At 71.8% G+C, this 20,991-nt stretch carries 20 protein-coding genes and 1 tRNA gene; 14 read left to right on the top strand and 7 right to left on the bottom strand.

Going from position 1 to position 20,991, the window contains the following annotated elements:
- The first annotated feature begins 4 nt into the window (after positions 1 to 4).
- Positions 5 to 907 carry a diacylglycerol/lipid kinase family protein gene (locus tag P0592_RS12030; RefSeq protein ID WP_276271130.1) on the top strand — a complete coding sequence of 301 codons (903 nt, stop codon included), beginning with the start codon at positions 5 to 7 and terminating at the stop codon, positions 905 to 907.
- A gap of 9 nt (positions 908 to 916) precedes the next feature.
- On the opposite strand, the gene P0592_RS12025 is transcribed toward P0592_RS12030, so the two are convergent.
- Positions 917 to 1,882 carry a hypothetical protein gene (locus P0592_RS12025; protein ID WP_276271129.1) on the bottom strand — a complete coding sequence of 322 codons (966 nt, stop codon included), beginning with the start codon at positions 1,880 to 1,882 and terminating at the stop codon, positions 917 to 919.
- Positions 1,883 to 1,992: 110 nt separating this feature from the next.
- Here P0592_RS12025 and P0592_RS12020 point away from each other — a divergent pair, with 110 nt between their 5' ends.
- The 3 genes from P0592_RS12020 (at position 1,993) to P0592_RS12010 (ending at position 4,761) form a co-directional block, all read left to right on the top strand.
- Entirely contained in the window at positions 1,993 to 2,784 is a 792-nt protein-coding gene (locus P0592_RS12020; protein ID WP_276271128.1) for a hypothetical protein, read from the top strand.
- Entirely contained in the window at positions 2,777 to 4,084 is a 1,308-nt protein-coding gene (locus tag P0592_RS12015; protein WP_276271127.1) for a S8 family serine peptidase, read from the top strand. Before P0592_RS12020 ends, P0592_RS12015 begins: the two co-directional genes overlap by 8 nt.
- Positions 4,085 to 4,146: 62 nt before the next feature.
- Positions 4,147 to 4,761: an ArsR/SmtB family transcription factor gene (locus P0592_RS12010; RefSeq protein ID WP_276271126.1), complete on the top strand. Its 615-nt coding sequence runs from the start codon at positions 4,147 to 4,149 to the stop codon at positions 4,759 to 4,761.
- 345 nt (positions 4,762 to 5,106) lie between these two features.
- Here P0592_RS12010 and P0592_RS12005 read toward each other — a convergent pair whose 3' ends face one another.
- Entirely contained in the window at positions 5,107 to 6,468 is a 1,362-nt protein-coding gene (locus P0592_RS12005; protein ID WP_276271125.1) for a DUF7827 domain-containing protein, read from the bottom strand.
- A 292-nt stretch (positions 6,469 to 6,760) separates the two neighbouring features.
- On the opposite strand from P0592_RS12005, the gene P0592_RS12000 reads away from it, so the two are divergent.
- From P0592_RS12000 to P0592_RS11980, 5 genes are all read left to right on the top strand, one after another.
- On the top strand, positions 6,761 to 8,185 hold the full coding sequence (locus tag P0592_RS12000) for a sulfatase (protein ID WP_276271124.1): 1,425 nt from the start codon (positions 6,761 to 6,763) through the stop codon (positions 8,183 to 8,185).
- A 6-nt stretch (positions 8,186 to 8,191) separates the two neighbouring features.
- Entirely contained in the window at positions 8,192 to 8,602 is a 411-nt protein-coding gene (locus tag P0592_RS11995) for a GtrA family protein (RefSeq protein ID WP_276271123.1), read from the top strand.
- 71 nt (positions 8,603 to 8,673) lie between these two features.
- Positions 8,674 to 9,534: a DUF4129 domain-containing protein gene (locus tag P0592_RS11990; protein WP_276271122.1), complete on the top strand. Its 861-nt coding sequence runs from the start codon at positions 8,674 to 8,676 to the stop codon at positions 9,532 to 9,534.
- Positions 9,531 to 11,369, top strand: a complete 1,839-nt coding sequence (locus P0592_RS11985; RefSeq protein WP_276271121.1) for a DUF58 domain-containing protein — start codon at positions 9,531 to 9,533, stop codon at positions 11,367 to 11,369. The genes P0592_RS11990 and P0592_RS11985 overlap by 4 nt, the downstream gene beginning before the upstream one ends.
- The gene (locus P0592_RS11980; RefSeq protein ID WP_276271120.1) at positions 11,366 to 11,842 is read left to right on the top strand and encodes a DUF7519 family protein; all 477 of its coding nucleotides are present in this window, start codon (positions 11,366 to 11,368) and stop codon (positions 11,840 to 11,842) included. Before P0592_RS11985 ends, P0592_RS11980 begins: the two co-directional genes overlap by 4 nt.
- On the opposite strand, the gene P0592_RS11975 is transcribed toward P0592_RS11980, so the two are convergent.
- On the bottom strand, positions 11,839 to 12,786 hold the full coding sequence (locus P0592_RS11975; RefSeq protein WP_276271119.1) for an AAA family ATPase: 948 nt from the start codon (positions 12,784 to 12,786) through the stop codon (positions 11,839 to 11,841). The two genes, P0592_RS11980 and P0592_RS11975, sit on opposite strands and share 4 nt — an antisense overlap.
- A 101-nt stretch (positions 12,787 to 12,887) precedes the next feature.
- Here P0592_RS11975 and P0592_RS11970 point away from each other — a divergent pair, with 101 nt between their 5' ends.
- Together P0592_RS11970 and P0592_RS11965 are read left to right on the top strand one after the other, a co-directional pair.
- A complete protein-coding gene (locus tag P0592_RS11970) occupies positions 12,888 to 13,868 on the top strand; it encodes a phosphatase PAP2 family protein (RefSeq protein WP_276271118.1) in 981 nt (326 codons plus the stop codon).
- Positions 13,869 to 13,939: 71 nt separating this feature from the next.
- Positions 13,940 to 14,024, top strand: a tRNA-Ser gene (locus P0592_RS11965).
- A gap of 53 nt (positions 14,025 to 14,077) precedes the next feature.
- Here P0592_RS11965 and P0592_RS11960 read toward each other — a convergent pair.
- The 3 genes from P0592_RS11960 to P0592_RS11950 all read right to left on the bottom strand — a co-directional run bounded on the left by P0592_RS11960 (position 14,078) and on the right by P0592_RS11950 (position 17,260).
- On the bottom strand, positions 14,078 to 15,940 hold the full coding sequence (locus P0592_RS11960; RefSeq protein ID WP_276271117.1) for a DUF2070 family protein: 1,863 nt from the start codon (positions 15,938 to 15,940) through the stop codon (positions 14,078 to 14,080).
- 50 nt (positions 15,941 to 15,990) lie between these two features.
- A complete protein-coding gene (locus P0592_RS11955) occupies positions 15,991 to 16,557 on the bottom strand; it encodes a GMP synthase subunit A (protein ID WP_276271116.1) in 567 nt (188 codons plus the stop codon).
- Between the two features lie 88 nt (positions 16,558 to 16,645).
- A complete protein-coding gene (locus P0592_RS11950; RefSeq protein ID WP_276271115.1) occupies positions 16,646 to 17,260 on the bottom strand; it encodes a DUF7097 family protein in 615 nt (204 codons plus the stop codon).
- 106 nt (positions 17,261 to 17,366) lie between these two features.
- Between P0592_RS11950 and P0592_RS11945 the strand changes: the two genes are divergently transcribed.
- Entirely contained in the window at positions 17,367 to 17,714 is a 348-nt protein-coding gene (locus tag P0592_RS11945; protein WP_276271113.1) for a DUF192 domain-containing protein, read from the top strand.
- Between the two features lie 13 nt (positions 17,715 to 17,727).
- Here P0592_RS11945 and P0592_RS11940 read toward each other — a convergent pair whose 3' ends face one another.
- Positions 17,728 to 17,955 carry a hypothetical protein gene (locus tag P0592_RS11940; RefSeq protein ID WP_276271112.1) on the bottom strand — a complete coding sequence of 76 codons (228 nt, stop codon included), beginning with the start codon at positions 17,953 to 17,955 and terminating at the stop codon, positions 17,728 to 17,730.
- 255 nt (positions 17,956 to 18,210) lie between these two features.
- On the opposite strand from P0592_RS11940, the gene P0592_RS11935 reads away from it, so the two are divergent.
- The gene (locus tag P0592_RS11935; RefSeq protein ID WP_276271111.1) at positions 18,211 to 19,755 is read left to right on the top strand and encodes a (R)-citramalate synthase; all 1,545 of its coding nucleotides are present in this window, start codon (positions 18,211 to 18,213) and stop codon (positions 19,753 to 19,755) included.
- A gap of 511 nt (positions 19,756 to 20,266) precedes the next feature.
- Complete coding sequence (locus tag P0592_RS11930) at positions 20,267 to 20,956, top strand: NAD(+)--dinitrogen-reductase ADP-D-ribosyltransferase (protein WP_276271110.1); 690 nt, start codon at positions 20,267 to 20,269, stop codon at positions 20,954 to 20,956.
- Positions 20,957 to 20,991 lie beyond the last annotated feature (35 nt).

The following is a 20,991-nucleotide window of genomic DNA, read 5'->3' as shown; positions in this document are numbered from 1 at the left end:
AGGTATGCAGATCGGCTCCCGCCGGTGTATTCTCAACCCCGTCAGCGGGGAGGGCGACCACGCCGAGTACGTCGAGCGGCTGCTGCGGGCGCGGGGGTTCGCGGTCGAGGAGACGAGCGGCCCCGGCGACGCCGTCGAACTGGGCCGGGCCGCGGGCGAGGACGGCGTCTCGGAGGTGGCGGTCTGTGGCGGCGACGGGACGATCAACGAGGTCGTCCGGGGCCTCCACGACGCCGGCCACCTCGGCGAGGTGACGCTGAGCGTCGTCCCCGTCGGGACCGCGAACCTGCTCGCGGGCATCCTGGGCGTCGAGGACCGACAGCACGCCGCCGAGGTGGCCGACACCGGGGCGGTCCGGACCGTCGACGTGGGCTTCGCCGACGGCGAGCCGTTCCTCGTCTCCTGTATCGCGGGGCTGCCGGCCGACGCCAGCCTCGCCGCCTCGGGGGACCTGAAGGAGCGGTTCGGCGTCCTCGCGTTCGTCCTGACCGGCGCACAGGAGGCCATCGAGTTCGACGGCCTGGAGATCAGCGTCGAGGCGGCGGGCGCGGACGGTCCGGTGACCTGGTCGGGCGAGGCCACCTGTCTGCTCGTCGGCAACGCCCGGAAGTTCGTCGAGCGGGGCGGCCAGGCGAACATGGCCGACGGGATGTTGGACGTGGCCATCGTCGAGCAGATGCCGACCGGGAACCTGGTCGCCGAGGCCGTCGGCCACCGCCTGCTCGCGACCGACACGGAGGGGGTCACGCACGTCCGCGCCCGCGACATCACCGTCGACGGCCACGGCGGACCGGTGAGCTTCAGCCGCGACGGCGAGGTCGCCGAACACGAGAGCCTGTCGCTGTCGGTGGAGGAGCGGACGCTCGACCTCCGGGTCCCGGAGGGGTACGAACCGGACCCCGGCTGAGCCGACCGGTCACTCGAAGACGTTGACGTAGAGCCGGCAGTCGAAGTAGTCCCCGTCGTAGGCGAGGTACTCCGTCTCCACCACTCTCGCGTCACACTCCGCCGGCGAGCAGGACAGCGCCTCCCGCATCTCGACGGCGATCAGGGCGTCCTCGAAGCGCTCCGAGAGCGGGAGCGTCTCCGTGTAGCCGTCGGACCCGCGCGCGCGAGTGAGTGTCGTCCGGACCGCCTGCGAGACCTCGGACGGTGAGAGCCGTGCTTCGACGGCCGCGGCGTCCGCGACGGCGGCGAATGCGTCGGCGTCGTCTGCTACCTCGGTCACGGCGGGGGTGTGTTCGGCCTCGACCAGCCGCTCCCGTCGCACCTCGACGCGGAGGACGGTCCCGTGGACCGAGACGTGCCGGTGCTCGGGGTCGGGTGCCAGCGCGCTCTCGGCGCGGTCGAGGTGACGGTAGACGTAGCCGCCCCGCTCGACCAGTTCCCAGGGCGCGTCGCCGCCGTGTTCGCGGGCACGAGCGGCGAAGTACGCGCCCATAACGGCCCGCTGGTCCAGCGGCGGTAACTGTTCCCGGGGGACGGCCTCGGGCGTCTCCTCGGCGTCGGCCGGTCCGACCCACCGCAGTCGGAGCACCGACCGCTCGACGGTCCGCTTCCCGGTGATCACGTCCTGGAGCCGGTAGTAGGTCCCGTCGCGCTCGGTGTAGGTCCCGTCGGGGACCGCGGGGTAACCGTAGGTGTGGTACGGCTCGCCGGCGGTGGCGGCCGCCCACGCCTCGCGCTGGACGGCCCGACGTGGGTCGTCGGGGTTCGACGCGGGCTGCCAGCGGATCGCCTCGGCCAGCGGGCGGTCGAGCCGTCGGAGGTCGAGCGTGTACTCGACGCGGCGCTGGTCGCCGGTGAGTCGGTCGCAGCCGGCGAGGGCGGCGAGACCGCCCGCCGACGCGGCGAGGAGGGCTCGACGACTGGCGGAGGGCATCGGTTGCCGCTCGTGGGCCGGCGGAGTAAAGCTATCGACTCTCCGACCCCGCTACAAGCGCGCTTTGAGCGAGGCCAGGGCATTAAGTTCCGGCGGTCCTGCCACCGTACGTGCGACTCCGTAGCCTCCTGGTCGCGCTCCTCGTCCTCGGAGCCGGCTGTAGCGGCTTCGGCGGCGAGGGACCGCGGCCCGGCGACGCCCGGCTGGCCGCGCCACAGGGGGCCGCCCCGACCGCGACCGACTCGTCACCGCCGGGCCTCGACGGCGGCGTCGCCGACGCCGCCCGACTCGTCGCCGCCCACGAGCAGTCCCTGCGCGGCGTGTCGGTCGCCCTCGTGACGACCCGGAGCGTGCGGAGCACGGTCGCCGGCGAGACCAACCGGAGTCGGCGGACCCGTGTGCGGACGGACGGAAACGGGACCCGGTTCGTCCGTACCGTCGTCGACGCCCCCTCGGAGACACGGGCAGTCGAACTGTGGCAGGACGGCGAGGCGGGCCTCAGACACGTCGCCGAGACCGGGGAGACGACGGCGGTCGCGGGCGTCGACGACCCCGGCGAGCGCTACCGGACCGGGAGGCTGGCCAGCTGGCTCGCCGCGGGGACATACGAGGTCCGGCGGACCGAGTCGAGCTACGTCCTCGTCGCGACCGGCTACGCCCACCCCGACGGCGGCCGGTCGGAGGCCGACACCGCCCGGTACGAGGCCCGTGCGATCGTGACTCCGGCCGGCCGCGTGACGGCGATGACGGCAACGCTCGTCACCGTCGAGCGAAACAAGTGGGGCCGACAGACGGTGGTTCGGTCGTACAGCTACCGCGTCGCCCGGACCGGCGGCGTCACGGTCCCCCGGCCCGCGTGGGTCGCCGACGGCCGCTCGCTGGAGGGGGCAGTCGATGGCTGACCCGGGCCGGGTCGCAGTCGCCGCGGCGCTGGCCGTCCTCGCACTCACCGGCGCGTTCGGGGCCGTCGCGACCACGACGGGACCGACCGCCGAGCGGCCGGCCGAACCGCCCGCGACCACCCCGGCGTCCGGCAGCCCGTCCGGGTTCGCCGCCCTCCACGCCAGCGGCGTGACCGGTGCGAACGTCTCCGTCGGGGTCGTCGACGTCACCGGCTTCGAGACGGACGCGCCCGTCCTCGACGACCGGGTCCGCGCGGCACGCGCCTTCGGAACCGGCTCGGTGTCGGCACCGCCCAGCGGCCACGGGACGGCGGTGGCGACGGTGGTCGCCCGGACGGCACCGGACGCGACGCTGTCGCTCGCCCGCGTCGACGGCCCCGACAGCTACCGACGGGCGGTGCGCTGGCTCCGCGAGGCGGGCGTCGACGTCGTCGTCGCCCCGGTGTCGTTCTACGGTCAGCCAGGCGACGGCTCCGGCGAGGCGGCCCGGGCGGCGGCGCGGGCCAGCGACGACGGCGTGGTGTTCGTCGCCCCGGCGGGCAACCTCGCGGAGGGGCACTGGCGCGGCCGTTACGACGGCGACAGCGCCGCAGACGGCGCGCTCGCGTTCGCCGACGGCGAGACCCGGACGGCCATCCGTGGCGGGACCGAGGTGACGGTCTGGCTCTCCTGGCCCCGGGACAGCGCCGACGAGGACTACACCGCCGAACTGTACTGGACCAACGGCACCGCGACGCGGCTGGTCGCCCGTTCACAGCCCTACACCGCCGACGAGACGCCCAACGAGCGCATCGTCGCCGAGGTCTCCCCGGGTCGGTACTTCCTGCGGGTCCGCGGGCCGGCCGAGCCGACGGGGACCCGGGTCCGCCTGGTCTCGCCGACCCACGAGTTCGAACACGCCCGAGGTCGGGGGAGCATCGTCGCCCCCGCGACGGCGAGCGGTGTCGTCACCGTAGGCGCGTACGACACGCGGGTCGACCGCGTCGAACCGTTCAGCTCCCGCGGCCCGACCGCGGACGGTCGTGTCGGCGTCGACGTGGTCGCGCCCGACCGGCGGTTCGCCGGCCTGACCGAGCGGGGGTTCGTCGGCTCCTCGGCCGCCACGCCGTACGTCGGCGGCCTGGCGGCGCTGCTGCTGTCGGCCGACGGATCGCTGTCGCCGGCCACCGTCGAGCTGTTGCTCGAGGTGACCGCCCGGGACGTGGGGCCACGCGGTGTCGACTACGCCTCCGGCCACGGCCTGGTCCAGCCCGGACCGGCCGTGGCGGCGGCGACCAACAACACGACAGCGGCCGGTTAAACGGGATTTTAAGCCAGCCGAACGGCTATGCGTGTGGCGGTGAAACGTGTTCCTACTGACGTATGTCCGGACTCATCGACCGACTACAGGAGCGGACGGCCTCGCCCGACGAGCGGCCCCGGGTGCTCGACGTCGACGAGCAAGACACCGACGAGGTGCTGGACGCGCTGGCGTCGGACACCGGTCGGGAGCTGTACCGCGCGCTGTTCGACCAGCCCGGTACCGCCTCGGAGATCGCCGACCGGTGTGACACCTCCGTCCAGAACGTCCACTACCACGTCTCGAACCTCGAAGCGGCCGGTCTCATCGAGCCGATCGACACGGTCTACTCGGAGAAGGGCAACGAGATGACGGTGTACGGGCCGGCGAGCGACCCGCTCGTCTTCGTCGGGAACCACGACCTGCGACCCCGCGTCCAGCAGTCCATCTCGGACGTGGTCGCGGGCCTCGGCATCCTCGGGGTCGCGAGCCTGCTCGTCCAGTGGGGGGCCGAGCAGCTCGCACGACCCGCGCTCGACAGCGGCGCGCTCGGTCCCGCCAGCCCGACGGCCCCGGCGGCAGATCCGACGGGGACCCTGGCGTGGTTCGTCTTCGAGGTGGCGGAGCCGGGCCTGCTCTTCTTCTGTGGCTGTCTGCTCGTCCTCGGTGTGGCCGCGACCGTCGCCGGTCGGGACTGACTGTCCCGGCGGCTGTTCGGTGGGTCCCACCGGACGCGGTCGTGTCTCGTTTGGCCCGCCGTCGGGCACCGGACCGCTCCGGCTGTCGCCGGGCTGTCGTCGATCACCCGTCCGGTCGTCCGCGAGCGCGTCGCTCCCTCGGGACCACGACGTCCCCGCGGCTCCGAGGACAGCGATCCGCTCGGCCGGGACGTGGGCGGTCGGTGCTGCTGTCCAACCTGGAGAAGCCGCCACGCTGGCGGGGAGAGACTGGCCGTTCGAGCCACCGCCGGAGACAGACGCCGTTCGACAGAACACCGTGCTCGACCGTACGACGGCGTGCGGTCGGCTCGGAGAGCCGGAGCGTCAGCGCAGCGGGCGGAGGACGACGGCGATGCCGGCGGCGGCCAGCAGGCCGCCGACGCCCAGCGCGAGCGCACCGGGGCCGAGCGACGACGACGGCCCACCGGCGCTCGCCGGCTGCCCGCTCTCGGTCAGCGACTCGACGGCCGGCGTGCTCGTCCAGTCGGCGTCGCCGGCCTGGACGGCCAGCGTCCCGATGTCGGCCTTCGACTCGCTCACGCTCTCGCCGCGGTAGAGCGAGAGCGGGTAGTCGTCGGCGGCGATGCGCGTGTCGCGTGCCACCTCGGAACCGGGCTCGACGACGACGGTGTCGGCGGTGGCCGCCGTCGAGAGCGTCCGGCCCTCGCGGCCGGCCGCGGCGGTGTCGAACAGCAGCGTCACGACGCCGTCGCCGTTGCCGTCGCGGACGGTGGCGTTGATCTCGTAGCCGGTCTCCGGGCCGCCGATGGAGACGGTGGCGGCATCGGCCCCGGCGAGCGTGACGTTTATCGCGGCGGTCTCGCCCGCTCGGGTCCGGTAGATGGCGCGCTCGAAGCCGAACTCGGCCGGCTCGTCGTCGACCGCGAACGACTCCTCGGCGGAGTCGTTGGCCTCGACGACGATGGTGCCGACGCTCCTGGGCTCCCCGTCGGTCCCCTCACCGTCGTAGACGCGGTACTCGTAGTCCGCGGCGTCCAGCGTCGACGGGAGCTCGGGCTCGGGGTTCGTCACGGTCAGGGAGTCGTCCTCGGGAGAGACGACCGACAGCGTCGGCTCGTCGGTGCCGGCGGCGGACGTATCGAACCGGACCGGCACCGCCCCGTCGCCGTTCCCGTCCGTGACGGTCACGTTGAGCAGGTAGTTCACGTCGGGGCCGCCGAGCGAGAACGTCGCCTGTCCGCCGTCGTCGGTCGGGACGGCGAAGGTGATGTTTTCCCCCTGTTCGACGCGGAAGACGGTCCCCTCGTGTCGTTCGGGGGTCGGCGTGGGCGTCTCGGGCACCGGGTCGGTACAGTCGCCGTCACAGGCGGCGACGCGACCGGAGCGCTCCACCAGCGTCGTCCCGTCGTAGTGGACGGTGAGCTCGTAGCTGGTGTTGGCGGCGACGCGACTCATGTCGAACACCGCCGCGAACGTGCCGTCTTCGGCGACGCGGGCGGTCTGTTGCTTGAGGAACGGCGAGGCCGAGTTCGCCGACCGGAGCCGCACCGTCAGCTCGGTGCCGGCCGCGAGGCTCGTCTCGCCGGTGACGACCTGCTGCTGTGCGGAGGCGAGCGGGAGGCCGTCGTCGTCGACCGTCGCCGTCGCGTCGGCGAGCCCGGGACCGGCACCGACGAGGGCCGCCCCGACGAGCAGGGCGACCAGCGCGATCGGGCGCTGACTCATCCGACCACCTCGCAGTCGGGGGCCGGAGGGCGATACGTGTCGGTGCGGTCGGCGCGGACCACACCTGGAGGGGAGTTGGCTGACATACACGTCTGCCTACCGTTCCTCGGGATAAAGCCCCGCTGGATGATAAAAGCAGGTTTGAACCGCGACGGTCGCTCCCCGGACGGCGGCCACGACCGACCAGAATATTCAGTACGGACTGGCCGCTACGCTGTGTATGCACAGCGGCGAGACAGACGACGTTGCCCGGGCCGGTGCTCGGTCGAACGCGGTCGGGGATGTGAGCTGAATGCCGGGAACGGTCGACAGCGTGGTCCTGGTCACCGTCGACTCGCTCCGGACCGATGCCGTCGGCGGCCCCGACGGCGTCACGCCCGTCCTCGACGGGCTGCGAGAGGGGGCCACGGTGTTCGAGAACGCCTTCGCGCACGGGAACTGGACCCCGTTCTCGTTCCCGGGCATCCTCGGCTCGCGCCCGGTCTTCGCCGAGGGACCGGACATCGGCGTGGCGTCGACGCCGACGCTCGCAGAGCGGCTGTCCGACGCCGGGCTCCGGACCGGCGGGTTCAACGCGGCCAACGGCTTCCTCACGGACCACTGGGGGTACGACCGCGGGTTCGACGACTTCGAGCCGTTCGTCGACAGCGCCGGCTACAAGAAGTACCTCGCGGCCCACCCGACCGTCCAGGCGTGGGTCCAGCTCGCGGCCTCGCCGTTCCGCCGGGCGGCCTCGATCCTCCGAGGTCGGGGCGACGAGCGCCCGTTCGCCGACGTCTCGCGGATGGGCGACCTCGAGGACGAGGCGACCGCGTTCCTCCGCTCGACCGACGACCGCTTCTTCCTCTGGGTCCACTACATGGACACCCACACGCCCTACGTCCCCGCACCGCGGCACCTCCGGGAAGTGACCGACGGCGGCTTCGGTGTCGCACGGATGCTCCGCGCACACGTCCACACCGGCCTAGGGTGGGACGTCGACGACCGGACGCTCGGGACCCTCCGGACGCTGTACGACGGGACGGTCAGACAGGTCGACGAGAGCGTCGGGCGGCTGCTCTCGACCCTCGACGCCGAGGGGGTCCGCGAGGAGACGGCGGTCGTCGTCGCCGGCGACCACGGCGAGGAGTTCCTCGACCACGGCCACCTCGCGCACTACCCGAAGCTGTACGGCGAACTCGTCGACGTACCCCTGTTCGTCGCCCACCCCGACGGCGAGGGCCGGACCGTCGGCGAACCGGTCGGCCTCGACGCCGTGCCGCCGACGGTGTGTGACCTGCTGGGCGTCGACCCGGCCGAGGGGTGGACGGGCGACTCCCTCGCGCCGGCGCTGGACGGCGACCCGATCCCGTCACAGGCACCGGTGGTCTCGGTGGCGGTCCGTGGGGACCAGGTCACGAGCCAGCCAATCCCCCGCCGGCTCGACGACGGCGAACTCCTCGTCAGCGCCCGCGACGAGCGCTGGACGTACGTCGAGCACACCGAGTCGGACCGCCGGGAACTGTACGACCGCGCCGACGACCCCGGGGAGCAGCGGGACCTCTGTGCCGAGGCGACGCCCGAGCGGCCGCCCCCGGCGGTCCTCGACCGCCTCTCGGCGGCCGCCGCGGACCACGCCCGACGCCTCCGGGCCGCCAGCGAGGGCGAGGACGGCGACGACGGCAGACGGGCGTCTGACGACGTTGCAGCACGTTTAAAGGCTCTCGGTTACAAGTAGGCCGCTATGTCGTCTGTTGTCGCCACCTCGCCGCGGCGACGGCGGCTCGTTCGCTTCTTCCTGGTCGGCCTGACTGCGGCGGCCGTCCAGCTAGTCCTGCTCTGGGTGTTCGTCGACATCGGCGGCGTCAACTACCTGCTGGCGGCCGTCGTCGCCATCGAGGCGACCATCCTCTTCCAGTACGTCCTCAACAACGTCTGGACCTTCCACCGCTCCCGCCACACCTCGCTCCGGGAGTACGTCGTCGGGATGTGCAAGACCAACATCGTCCGCGGGACGGCTATCCCACTACAGGTGGGCGTCCTCTACGCGCTGGTGGCGCTGACGACGACGGGCTACCTCGCCGCCAACGCGGTCGCCATCGGCCTGACCGGGCTGTACCGGTACGTGCTGGACGCCCGGTGGACGTGGCAGTAGGGGCGGTTTCGCGCGGGCACGACGGATCGAGGACGCCTGACTTTAACAGCACCCGTCTCCAACCGGCGGGCGTGACACGCCCCGCCGCCGCCACCCTCGTCGCGGTCCTGGCCGTCGCCGGTCTCGTCCTCGCCGCGCCCGCCCTGGAGACCGACCCGTCCTCCGGACTCCCGTCCGACGACGGCGGGAGCAGCGGCGACGGCGAGCGGCGCGGCTTCTCGTCGGCGTCGGGCGTCGAGATCCCGTCGCCGCTCCAGGACGCCGCCCTCGTCGCCTTCCTGCTGGTCGCCGCGGGTACCGTCGCCTACGTGTTCCGCGAGTTCGGGTGGGGCGACGCCGCAATCGCGCTGACGGCGCTCGGCATCGTCGCGTTCGTCGTCAACGTCCTCGGGTGGAACGCGACGGCACCGGGACCGGCGGTCCTCGGGGGGAGCGGGGGCAACGGGACGCAGGGCGGGGCGGCCAGCGCCGTGACGACACCGGGGACGCTGACGCTGGCGGCCGTCGGCGGGACGGCGCTGCTCGCGACGCTCGCGGCCGTGGTGCTCCTCCGGTCGACCGGCCACGAGCGCTGGCCGGGCGGGGAGCGAGACGAGGGCATCGACGAGGATGCGGTCGAGACGGAGGAGACGGCTGCCGTCGCCCGCGCGGCCGGCCGGGCGGCCGACGACATCGCGGCCGACGCCGACCCGGAGAACGCCGTCTACCGCGCCTGGCACGAGATGACGGACGCCCTCGACGTCGCCGACCCGGACAGCGCCACACCGCGGGAGTTCGCCGACGCCGCCGTCGAGGCGGGTATCGACGACCGACACGTCGAGACGCTGACGACCCTGTTCGAGGCGGTGCGGTACGGCGACCGCCCGGTGACCGAGGAGCGGGCGGCACGCGCCGAGGCGGCGCTCCGGGCGATCGAGGGGGGCGAGTCGTGAGCTACCGCCGGCTCGTCGTCCTCGCGGCGGGCGTGACGATCACCCTCGTCGGCGTCGCGGGCGCGGTGACGGGCGCGTTCGCCTTCCCGATGCGGCCCGGCGTCGTCGTCTTCGTCGGGGTGTTCGCGGTGACGCTGGCGGGGGTCGGCGCGTACCGCGGCCGCGACGGCGAGCACGACGTCCCAGCGCTGGCCGACCGCTCGGGCCGGTCGGTCACGCCCCCGGACCGCGCCACGGACGGGTTCGGCCAGCGGCGGCGGACCAGACACCACCAGCTCGCGGGCGACCTCCGCGAGATCGTCGAGCGCGGCCTCCGGGACCGACCGGACACGGAGGCTGCGGACGCGCTCGCCGCCGGCACGTGGACGGACGACGGGGCCGCCGCGGCCGCGTTCACAGACGAGGTGGGCCGGGGCCGTCAGCTCCGGGACCGCCTGCGCGCGTTGCGGGCCGGCCGATCCCGCCTCGCGTACCGCGTCGACCGCGCGGCCGCCGCGGTGCGGGGCCTGCTGGGCCTGTCGGCCGACGACGCGGACCCGGAGCCGACGCCGACGGCGGCCGCCGCGGGCGTCGTCGAGACGGACCGCTGGCGGGGTTTCCGTGCGGTGCCGCTTGCGTTCGTCGGCGTCGGCATCCTCGCTCGCCAGCCCGGGCTCGTGGTGGCGGCTGCCGTCCCGGTGGTCGCGCTGGCTGTCAGCGCGGCGACGCGGACGCCCGAGCCGGACTTGACCGTCGAGCGAGCGGTCGAGGCGACCGACCCCACCCACGGCGACGAGGTCGTCGTTCGGCTCACGGTGCGCAACGAGGGGGACCACACGCTACTGGACTGCCGTGTCGGCGACGGCGTCCCGGACGCGCTGGCGGTCGTCGAGGGGTCGCCGCAGGTGGCGACGGCGCTCCGGCCGGGCGCGACGGCCACCGTCGAGTACACCGTCCGCGCGACCCGCGGCGACCACGCCTTCGAGACCCCCCACGCCGTCGTCGGCGACGGTGCCGGCCGGACGGCGACCGTCACCGAGCCGTCGGTCACCGGGGACGCGGCGCTGTCGGTCGGGCTGGGACCGTCGGAACTCGACTTCCCCGTCCGCTCCCAGACGACGCGCCAGCGCGGCCGCATCGCCGCCGACGAGGGCGGCGAGGGCATCGCCTTCTACGCGACCCGGGAGTACCGGCCCGGCGATCCCCTCTCCCGCATCGACTGGAACCGCTACGCCGGCACCCGGGAGTTGTCGACCCTGGAGTTCCGCGAGGAGCGCTCCGCGACCGTCGTGGTGCTGGTGGACGCGCGGCCGGCGGCCTACCACGCGCCGGCGGACCCGACCCTGGACGGGACCGTCGACCGGAGCGTCGTCGCCGCCCGCGCGGTCGCGGACGCCCGGCTGGCCGCCGAGGACCGGGTCGGGCTGGCGGCGCTTTCCGTCGACCGGCTGTCGGTGCCGCCCGGGAGCGGCCCGGCCCACCGGAGCCGGCTGACGGCGGCCCTCGACAGCGACGCGCTCGGGCCGACCGCGCCGGAGGGGTCGTACCTCCCCGGCCCGACGTTCCGCTGGCTCCGGCGCGAGCTGCCCGGCGACGCGCAGGTGGTCTGTTGCTCGCCGCTGACCGACGACGACGTCGTCCGGACGCTCCGCTATCTCTCGGCGTACGGCCACCACGTCACCGTCGTCAGCCCCGACCCCGGCACGCGACCCAGCGCCGAGGGGACCGTCGCGGCCGCCCGGCGGCTCTTCCGGGTCTCGGACCTCCGGCGACACGGCGTCCCGGTCGTCGACTGGGGCCACGACGAGTCGCTGGCCGTCGCCGTCGAGCGCCACCGGCGGGAGGGGGCGGCGTGAGCCGCCTCCGGCTCGTCGGCGTGGCCGCGGTCGCGGCCGGCCTCCTCGGCGCGCTGGCCGTCCTCCCGACGCTCGGCGGGCCGGTCGCGCTGCTCGGGGCCGTCGTCGTCGGGACCGGCGTCGCCCGCACGGAACGGCGTCTCGTCACCGCCGGTGCGGCCGTCGCCGGCGCGGGCGTCCTCGCGGCCGGCGCGGTCGGGACGACGACGCTCTCGCTGCTGGTCGCGACCGCGGGCGTGGTGCTCGCCTGGGACTTCGGCCAGTACGCCGTCACGCTGGACGAGGGGACGAACGCAGACGCGCGGACCCGCAGCGCGGAGCTGGTGCGGGTCGCCGGTGGGACGTTCGTGGCGGCGCTGACAGTCGCCGTCGTCGCGCTCGGGGCGCTGGTCGTCCCGGTCCCGACCGTCGACCGGCTCACGCTCCTCCTGCTGTTCGTCGGCGTCGTGCTGACGGTGTACGGCGTCCGCTAGACCGTCGGGACCGGTACCTCGCCGAGCACGTCGGCGAGCACGTCGCGCTTCTGGACCCCCTCGACGCGGGCGTCCGGCGTCAGTACGAGCCGGTGGGCCAGCACGGACTGTGCGACCCCCTTGATGTCGTCGGGCGCGACGAACTCCCGGCCCTCGACGACGGCCTGTGCGCGACTAGCCTCGAACAGGCGCTGGGTCCCCCGCGGGGAGACGCCCACCTCGACGCGGTAGTCCTCGCGGGTGGCCCGGGCCACGTCGGCCATGTACGCCAGCAGGTCCTCGTCGACGGTGACCGTCTCCGGGACCGCCCGCAGCGTCTCGACGCGGTCCGCGTCGAGGATCGGCTCGACGCTTGGGCTCTGCTCGGTGCGGCCGGCCCGCCGCCGGAGGAGTTCCACCTCGCCCTCGTCGTCCGGATAGCCGATCGAGCTCTTGACGAGGAAGCGGTCGACCTGCGCCTCCGGCAGTTCGAAGGTCCCCTCCATGTCGACGGGGTTCTGGGTCGCCAGCACGAAGAACGGCTGCGGGAGGTCGTAGGTGTCGCCGTCGACGGTGACCTGGCCCTCCTCCATCGCCTCCAGCAGCGCCGACTGGGTCTTGGGCGGCGCGCGGTTGATCTCGTCGGCCAGCACGACGTTGGCGAAGATCGGGCCGCGCTGGAACTCGAACTCGCGGGACTGCTCGTTGAACACGTGCGTGCCGGTGATGTCGGCCGGCAGGAGGTCGGGGGTGAACTGCACCCGCGAGAACGAGAGGCCGAGCGCCTCCGCGACGCTCTGTGCGGTCAGGGTCTTGCCGGTGCCGGGGACGTCTTCCAGCAGGACGTGGCCCCGTCCCACCACGCCCAGCAGCACCGTCTCGAAGAACTCGCGGTCGGCGACGACCGCGCTCGCCACCTCGTCGAGGACCGTCCCAGCGACGTCGCTGGCTTCAGTGACGTCCATACGCCCGCGTGTCACGGGGCCGGTATATGTGTACCGGGACCACCGAGGGCCGACGGCAGGCACAAGACTGTTCCGTCCACCCCGACTGTCAACACGGACGGATGCATCGTCGGAGGTGGACCGCCGTCGCAGGCGGTGCGATGGCGGCGCTGGTCGTCGCGACGCTCGCCGTCGCGAGCGCCGCCCCCGCGTTCGAAGAGCGATCGGTCGGGGTCTTCGACGTTCTCGCGGCGGAGGCCGGCGTCGTCGTCTTCCTCGCCGGCCTCGTCACACAGCTGGGCGACCCCTGGTTCCTGCTCGCCGTCGCCGGGACGCTCGCGCTGGCGGACCTCGGCGACGTGACCGGCCACGACTCGCGGGACGGGGCGTTCGTCCTCGGCGTCGCGCTCGCCGCGTTCTCGTTCACCGACCTCCTCAAGAACGTCCTCGGCGCACCCCGGCCACCGGGTGCCGGCACCGCCGTCGTCCCGCCGTGGGTCCCGGACGCGCTGGCGGGTCTGTTCCGGAGCATCGCCACCGGGACTGGATACGCCTTCCCCAGCGGCCACGCCATCGGGACGAGCGCCGTCTTCGCCGCCCTCGCGTCCACGCTTGCGATCGGCCGGCCGGCGAGCCGCTGGGGGGTCGCGGTCACCGGTATCGCGGCGGTGGCCGCCTCCCGGGTCGTGCTGGGCGTCCACTACCTGGTGGACGTCGTCGTCGGTTGTCTCGCGGGCTTCGGCCTGTTGGCGGTCGCCACGGCCGTCGGCCGCCGGCGACCCCGCCGCGTGTTCGCGCTGGGGGTCGTCGTCGGCGCGCTGGCCGTCGCCGCGAGCGCCGCGTCTGCCGCGGGGACCGTCTGGTCGGCCGCCCAGTGGCTCGGAGGGTCCGTCGGGGCCGCCCTCGGCTGGTCGCTGGCCCGTCCCGCGCGGCTCCTCCCGCCCCGTCGGGCCGTCCTCGTCGGCGTCCCGCTCGCCGCCCTCTGGGTCGGCGTCTACGTCACGGCCCCGCCGCTGCCGGTGACGCTGCTGGGGACGGCGCTCGCGGCCGCCGGGATGGTCGCCGCCCCCCGGGTGCTCGGCCCGGCCGGCGACGGCGCGTGACCGTCGCGCCCCCGACGGACGGCGGCCGGAATCGAAACGCCTAAAGAGCGAACCGCGATACGTTGGAGTGAGCCGAGGTAGCCTAGCCTGGCCAAGGCGGTTGCTTCGAGAGCAACTGTCCTCACGGACTCAGGAGTTCAAATCTCCTCCTCGGCGCTTCCTCTCGCGACGACACACTCCCGAGCGAGATCGCCGTCTCCGCCGGCCGGCTACACGCCGGCCAGCAGGAACACGAGGACGCTGACGGCCATCACGGCGAGGATGAACGCGGCCGCCAGCGCGCCGCCCAGCGACACCATCGCGTTGGCCGTCGAGGCCAGCGTCTCGGTGCGGTCGTTGCCGAAGACGGTCACCTCGGCGGTGTCGCTGGCCATCCCGGCCTCGACGGGTTCGAGGTCGGCGACCGCCCGCCCGACCAGATCGTCGATCAGCTCGATCAGATCGTCGTCGGGGATCGCCTGACCGACCTGGTTCTCGGCCTCGACGGTGTTGACGATGTGGGTGTCGCTGGTCATCACCTCCAGGCGGTCGACGCCGTCGACGGCGTCGAGGATGTCCTCGCGGAGCCCCGGCTCCATGTTGTTGCCGTCGACGAGGACGTAGGCGGTCCGCTGTCCGTCGACCGCGAAGACGCAGGCCCGGATGCCCAGCGGGCCGATGCCGTCCGCCGGCTCCCAAGGGGTCTCGTCCCAGGCGACGCCACACTGGAGGTCGCCGGCGTCGGACTCGCTCACCAGGTCGGCCAGCCGGCCGGTGCCGTTGATGACGTCGAACGAGCGCTCGCTCCCGGGGACGACGTGACCGAGGTCCTCCCCTTCCAGCCCGTCGTTGCAGTTGTGGGCGTCGACCAGCAGGACGTCCCCGACCTCGTCCGAGCGGGCCTCGGCCATCGCCGAGAGGCCCACCGAGTAGTCCACGTCGTCGGCACAGCCGGGCGCGAAGGTGGCGACGGCGAGCGCGTCGCCGCCGAACGCCTGCCCCGTGATGGTGGCCTCGCCCTCCTCGATGCGGTGGCTGGGCGTCGCCGTCGCGCTGTAGTCGATGTCGGCGAACGCGCGGTCGGCGGTGTCGATGATGGTGTCGACCTCGCTCTCGGTCACGAGGTTGAAGTCGTGGCCCGCGGTTGCGTGTGGCGGGAAGGCGACGCCGTCGGCGGTCTCTGCGACCCGCTTGGGGAGGTTCCCGCCGCCGATCTCCCCCATCGGACCGGGGTGGATCATCGGCAGGACGAAGCGGGCCTTCTCCTCGCCGTCGGGACGGCGGACGGCCAGCACCGTCACCGGGACGATCGCTTCCTCGCCGATGTCCTCGAAGAAGGCCTCCAGTTCGTCGGTCCCCTCGGCGATGTGGCCGATGAACCCCCGGAGGAAGTCGAGCGCCGAGACGCCGAGCGAGGAGCGCCACGGCCGGTCGATGGTGACGAGGAACAACCAGACGGCACCGGCGTACAGCGCACAGATGACGGCGAGCAGGACGAAGTCCGCGGGGATGAACCCCTGGATCTCCGGCGGGGCACGCTCGGCGCGGGCCAGCGTCTCCCGCAGCGTCGGGTTGTCCAGGATGAACGCAGTCGCGCCGCTGTAGACCGCGAGCAGGCCGGCCGCGGCCACGGTCTGGACGCTGGCCGGGACGACCGCCGTCAGCAGCGAGTGCCGGGAGACGGCCATCAGGATGAGCAGGCGGAAGGCGAAGATCGAGGCCAGCGCCACCAGCATCACGTCGAAGACGAAGTTCTGCCCGAGCTGTGGCGTCGCGAGCGCGACGACGCCGGCCACCGTCAGGAAGAAGATGGTGACGAGCTCGCAGATGAGCGCAAGCAGCGACGCGCGGTTGGGCGTCAGCTGGCCGCCGAACCGGCGGTCGACCCACGGCGTGACGGCGCTGGCGATGACCGTCGGCAGCCCGATGAAGAACACGCCCTGCCAGGCGTCGTCCAGCACGAACCGCGAGTCGAAGGCCGCGACGCCGGTGAGGGCCGCGATGAACAGGGCGAAGGCCAGGCTGGAGTACCAGTTGGGCGCTCTGAAGATGAACCGGGAGAGCCCGGCGAGGTTCCCCTGCGTGGCAGTCATTTGTCAGTCACTCCCTGCGACGGCTTATAAATCCCGTCGCTCTCCGGCGATCACTGTGTCGGGGCCGCGCGCTCGCAGACGGCCAGGAAGTTCTCGAACACTTCCTCGCCCTCCTCGGTGTGGGCGACCTCCGGGTGCCACTGGACGCCGTAGAGGTCGCGCTCGGTGTCGCTCATCGCCTCGACGCCACAGACGTCGGAGGTGGCCGTGCACGCGAACCCCTCGGGGACTTCCTTGACCTCGTCGGCGTGGCTGGCCCAGACGCGGGTCTCGGGGGCCAGCGAGCCGACCAGCGGGTCCTCGTCGTCGAGGATCTCGACGGTCACGTCGGCGTAGCCGCCGTACTCCCCGCCCCCGACGCGGCCGCCGAGTTCGTCGGCGATCAGTTGCATCCCCAGGCAGATGCCCAGCACGGGGACGTCCAGGTCGAGGTAGTCGGGGCAGTTCCCGATGTCGTCCATATCCGGCCCACCGGAGAGGACGAGCCCGTCGGCCTCGATCTCCGCGGGCGGCGTGGTGTTGTCGATCAGTTCGACGTCCACGCCCATGTCACGGAGCGCGCGCTGCTCCAGGTGGGTGAACTGGCCGTGGTTGTCGACGACGGCGATGTGAGTCATTAGGTAGTGTCACGCCGTGGCGGCGTATATATCTCCTGAAACGGGGCTCGCAGTCGCCGACAGGAGAGCGGGCGGGAGCGACACGACGTCACTCGCCGTCGTACCGCTCGGCGGCGGACTCGAAACCGAGTTCGGACTGCTCGCGCGAGCGCCGCCCCTCCTTCTCGGCGATTGCCTCCGGATCGGGACTGGCGTCGTCGTCGACGCGCGCCCACGACTCGTGGACCTTCGCGTGACACCACCGGCAGAGGTAGACCGTGATCTCGTGGCCGGGATCGTCGCCGTCGCCGGCGGCGTCGGCCGCGTCGTCGTAGGACAGGTGGTGCTCCTCCAACAGCGGCCGCTCGTCGGAGTGGGCCATCCGCCGCTCTTCGAGGCCACAGCGGGCGCACTCGCGGTCGTGCTGGCGACAGCGGAAGTGGGGGCAGTCGGCCCAGTCCCACTCGGCGTCGTCTCGCGGGTCGCCCTGTGCCCCGCTCGACCGTCCCGAGACGCGCGGCGTCTCGCCGGCGTCGCCGTCGGGTCCCACCGCGGCCGGACACCGGAAGTCCTCGGCGCTGCGGGCGTCGGCGAACGCGGGGTCCCGGTGGCCGTGCTCACGTGCCCACCGGCACTTCCCCTCGTCGGTGACGAAGTCACAGCGGTCGACGTGGTCGTACGGGTCGTCGACGCCGACGCTCGTGCCGCCCGGAGCCTTCTCCATAGCCGTCGGTGGGGGTCGGAGCCACGTGAATCTGCCCCCGGCAGAACCGACGGACGCCGGGTGTCCCGACGGAACGCTTTTGCCCGGCGGCGGTCTCGGCGGCGGTATGCGCGTCGTCCACGACCCCGACGGCCGCGACCGCACGCTCGCGAGCGACGTCGAGGTCGCGGAGTCGCTCGTCCGGCAGGGGCTCGGGCTGATGTTCCGGCGGTCGATCCCCGACGACTACGCGCTCGTCTTCCCGTTCGACGGCGCTGACACGCGCTTTATCCACATGGTGTTCGTCCCGTTCCCGCTTGACGCGGTCTGGCTGGTCGACGACGAGGTCCAGGCCGTCGAGACCGTCCCCGCGTGGACGGGCACGGGGCGAGCGCGGGCGGACACGCTCCTGGAGCTCCCGGCCGGGGCCGCCGACGGGGTCGAGGAGGGAGACACGGTCGTGGTTCGGTGCTGACCGCGTGCTGGCGTCACTCCGCCGGTTCGGCCGACTCGCTCGGTGCCGACCCCGCGGCCAGCACGAGGAGCGCACCGAGTGCCGTCAGCCCGCCGACTAGCTGGCCGACGTCCCCGAGCAACGTCCCGTAGCCCCGGGCAGCGTTCGCGGCGTCGGCGACCAGAACGAGACCGACGCCCAGTTGGAACACGACGACGAGCAGGAGGTCACGGACCGAGCGGCTGTTCGAGACGGAGGTCACGGGCCGACTCGACGAAGCCCCAGGAAAATCTTCCGTCCAGGCCCGTCGGCAGCCGCGGGTACACACGCCGGCAGGAGGCGGCTGCCGCTCGCTCGCGGCGGCGTCCACGCTCTCGCACGGTTTCCGCCACACTTTAGACGGTGAGGGTCGGAGTAGCTACCACTATGTCGGAACACCCGACGGAGGATAGAGGAAGTCGCCGCGAGGCGGCTGGGCGCGAAATTCGTCCAGCGAAGTGATGGAAGTGACCCTTCTGTGAGCCAGTACACGCTATTCGGGGACCACCCAGCGACGCGTCCCCTCGACGAGGTCGGTGAGGTACAGTTTCTCGACACGACGCTGCGCGACGGGGAGCAGGCCCCGGGCGTCTCGCTGACGCCCGGCGACAAGGCCGACATCGCCCGGAAGCTCGACGCCGCCGAGATCGACGTGATCGAGGCCGGCAGCGCCTGTACGGGGCCGGGCGAGCGCGAGACCATCTCCCGGGTGGCCGGGCTCGACCTCGACGCGACGGTGACGAGCTTCTGCCGTGGCATCCGCAACGACATCGACCTGGCGCTGGAGTGTGGCGTCGACGGGATCAACCTCGTCGTCCCCGCAAGCGACAGGCACGTCGAGCGGAAGGTCGGCACCTCCCGCGCGGAGAACGTCGAGAACACCGTCTCGCTCGTCGAGTACGCCGTCGACCACGGGCTGTGGATCGAGGTCATCGGCGAGGACGGCTCGCGGGCGGACCTGGACTACCTCGTCGAACTGCTCGGGGCGGCGCTGGACGCCGGGGCCGACCGGGTCTGCTGGGCCGACACCGTCGGCCACGCGACGCCCGACCGCGCGCTCGAGTGCGTCTCGCGGCTCTCGGAACTCGGCCCCGTGAGCACGCACACCCACGACGACCTCGGGCTCGCAGTCACGAACGCCCTCGTGTCGATCGCCGCCGGCGCGGACCTCGTCCACGGCACCATCAACGGCATCGGCGAGCGGGCCGGCAACGTCGCCCTGGAGGAGGTCGCCATCGCGTTAGACCACGGCTACGGCGTCGAGACGATGGCACTGCCCGAGGTGTACGACCTCGCGGACCTCATCGCCAACCGGACCGGCATCCCGCTGGCCCCGAACAAGGCCGTCGTCGGGCAGAACGCCTTCACCCACGAGTCGGGTATCCACACCGACGGCACGCTGAAAGACGACGCGATGTACGAGCCGTACCCGCCGGAGAAGGTGGGTCGGGAGCGCCGCCTCGCGCTCGGGAAACACGCCGGTCGCGCCGGCGTGAAGGCGGCCCTCGACGAGCACGACGTCGAGGTCAGCGACGACCAGCTCGCCGAGATCGTCTCGCGGGTCAAGGAGATCGGCGACCGCGGCAAGCGGGTCACCGACGCCGACCTGCTGACCATCGCCGACGAGGTGACGGGCCAGGCCGGCGAGCGGCGGGTCGAACTGCTGGAACTCAACGCGATGTCCGGTGCGGACACGCCGACCGCGAGCGTCCGGCTGTCGGTCGACGGCGAGGAGCGCAAGGAGGCCGCGACCGGCTCGGGACCGGTCGACGCCGCGATGAACGCGACCGAGACGGCGCTGTCTCACGCCGCCGACGCCACGCTGGAGGACTACCACGTCGACGCGATCACGGGCGGGACCGACGCCATCGTCACCGTCCAGATCGAGATGTCCCGCGGCGACGACCACGTCACCGTCTCGGCCAGCGACTCGGACATCACCCGGGCCTCGGTCCGGGCGATGGTCGACGCGATGGACCGCCTCGTCGTCGACGGGGACGAGACGCTCGTCGCCGACGACTGACCAGCTTTCCTCGCCCGTATTTTCGTCTGATTGTCGTTCCCTCGCGTAGTGTCGAACTAACTCAGCGGGGATTAGGACTGACGCAATCTGAGATCACAATTGAACTTGGGACCAGTTCAAAAGACGCCGCCAGCGCTCGCTGTCTGCTCACTGGTGTCTCGGCCACCACACTGTGGTGTCCTGCGATTCGCGGCCCCGGTAGCACGTAACCAAACAGCGCTCATCTCCGACCATAATCTTTATAATCTCCGTGTGTCACCCACTACTAATTCATATTTATCGTATGGTTGAAAATATCTCTGACTGGCAGACGGAATCTGTCGATCCCGAATTGTCTTTCAACGGTCAGACCGCCGAACCATACCCCGCGATTAGTGAGTCGGCACAGAGACAGTTCGTGGACGGACTCTACGAGTGTTTCAACGACAGATGTGTCCGTCTGCACCTCGGACGTATCTGGGACTGGAAGCGCTCAAGCTACGGAAATTACGCTCGGTCCCACTCGCTCGCGATGCAAGCAGCACACGACATAGAGTGTGGCGTCCGGAATGGCGATCTGCTTGGTATTGATCCTTGTAGGGAGGACGAGCAGCTCGTCGCTCGATTTTACAAAGCGACCCAGGAGTTCCTCCAACGCGAGTTCGATGAGACGATTCGAGTGTACCGCGGGCTTCGCCACGCTATAGTTGATTTCGTATGTGAAGTGGTGACGAACCCATCCGATCGGCACCTCGATCTCACCCTCAATTGTGTCAGTAACTTCACTACTGACCCGGTAATCGCGCGGAAGTACGGTTTGGCAGTATTCGAGACCGTTGTCGATCGATCGTCGGTATTGTTTGCTCCAGATTTTATTCTGAAATTTACCCAAGATGGTAGCGTCGGATTCAAAGACGCCGAAGTTCAGATTCGGGGTGACATTTCGGATACGGTGGATCGACGTAATGTTACCCTCCCGCGTAGCAACGAACCAGTGTTCGCCCCCCTCCTTGATCCCTACCGATTTGGGCGGGACGAACACGACGAAATTGCAACGCTACTCGCGACCACTGCTAAGAGTGGGGCCACGATAGCTAACCCGGAAGCCCGATCGAGAGTTTGGAACTGGTTCGACAGATACAGAGATATTATCGGAGTCTCGGATGTCTCAACCCTTAACGAACTCGATTCACATCTTCGGAGGCTTTGTACCGAACAGTAAGCGTGCACCAAGATTTTATATTGTGTGAGAGATGA

Source organism: Haloarcula litorea (assembly GCF_029338195.1).
Taxonomy (GTDB): Archaea; Halobacteriota; Halobacteria; order Halobacteriales; family Haloarculaceae; genus Haloarcula; species Haloarcula litorea.
This window is presented reverse-complemented; position numbering and strand designations above follow the sequence as displayed.

Excerpts from the sequence above, each read along its gene's own strand:
- P0592_RS12030 (WP_276271130.1), top strand. The coding sequence starts at position 5 with ATGCAGATCGGCTCCCGCCGGTGTATTCTCAACCCCGTCAGCGGGGAG.
- P0592_RS12025 (WP_276271129.1), bottom strand. The coding sequence starts at position 1,882 with ATGCCCTCCGCCAGTCGTCGAGCCCTCCTCGCCGCGTCGGCGGGCGGT.
- P0592_RS12015 (WP_276271127.1), top strand. The coding sequence starts at position 2,777 with ATGGCTGACCCGGGCCGGGTCGCAGTCGCCGCGGCGCTGGCCGTCCTC.
- P0592_RS12010 (WP_276271126.1), top strand. The coding sequence starts at position 4,147 with ATGTCCGGACTCATCGACCGACTACAGGAGCGGACGGCCTCGCCCGAC.
- P0592_RS12005 (WP_276271125.1), bottom strand. The coding sequence starts at position 6,468 with ATGAGTCAGCGCCCGATCGCGCTGGTCGCCCTGCTCGTCGGGGCGGCC.
- P0592_RS12000 (WP_276271124.1), top strand. The coding sequence starts at position 6,761 with ATGCCGGGAACGGTCGACAGCGTGGTCCTGGTCACCGTCGACTCGCTC.
- P0592_RS11995 (WP_276271123.1), top strand. The coding sequence starts at position 8,192 with ATGTCGTCTGTTGTCGCCACCTCGCCGCGGCGACGGCGGCTCGTTCGC.
- P0592_RS11975 (WP_276271119.1), bottom strand. The coding sequence starts at position 12,786 with ATGGACGTCACTGAAGCCAGCGACGTCGCTGGGACGGTCCTCGACGAG.
- P0592_RS11970 (WP_276271118.1), top strand. The coding sequence starts at position 12,888 with ATGCATCGTCGGAGGTGGACCGCCGTCGCAGGCGGTGCGATGGCGGCG.
- P0592_RS11960 (WP_276271117.1), bottom strand. The coding sequence starts at position 15,940 with ATGACTGCCACGCAGGGGAACCTCGCCGGGCTCTCCCGGTTCATCTTC.
- P0592_RS11955 (WP_276271116.1), bottom strand. The coding sequence starts at position 16,557 with ATGACTCACATCGCCGTCGTCGACAACCACGGCCAGTTCACCCACCTG.
- P0592_RS11950 (WP_276271115.1), bottom strand. The coding sequence starts at position 17,260 with ATGGAGAAGGCTCCGGGCGGCACGAGCGTCGGCGTCGACGACCCGTAC.
- P0592_RS11945 (WP_276271113.1), top strand. The coding sequence starts at position 17,367 with ATGCGCGTCGTCCACGACCCCGACGGCCGCGACCGCACGCTCGCGAGC.
- P0592_RS11930 (WP_276271110.1), top strand. The coding sequence starts at position 20,267 with ATGCAAGCAGCACACGACATAGAGTGTGGCGTCCGGAATGGCGATCTG.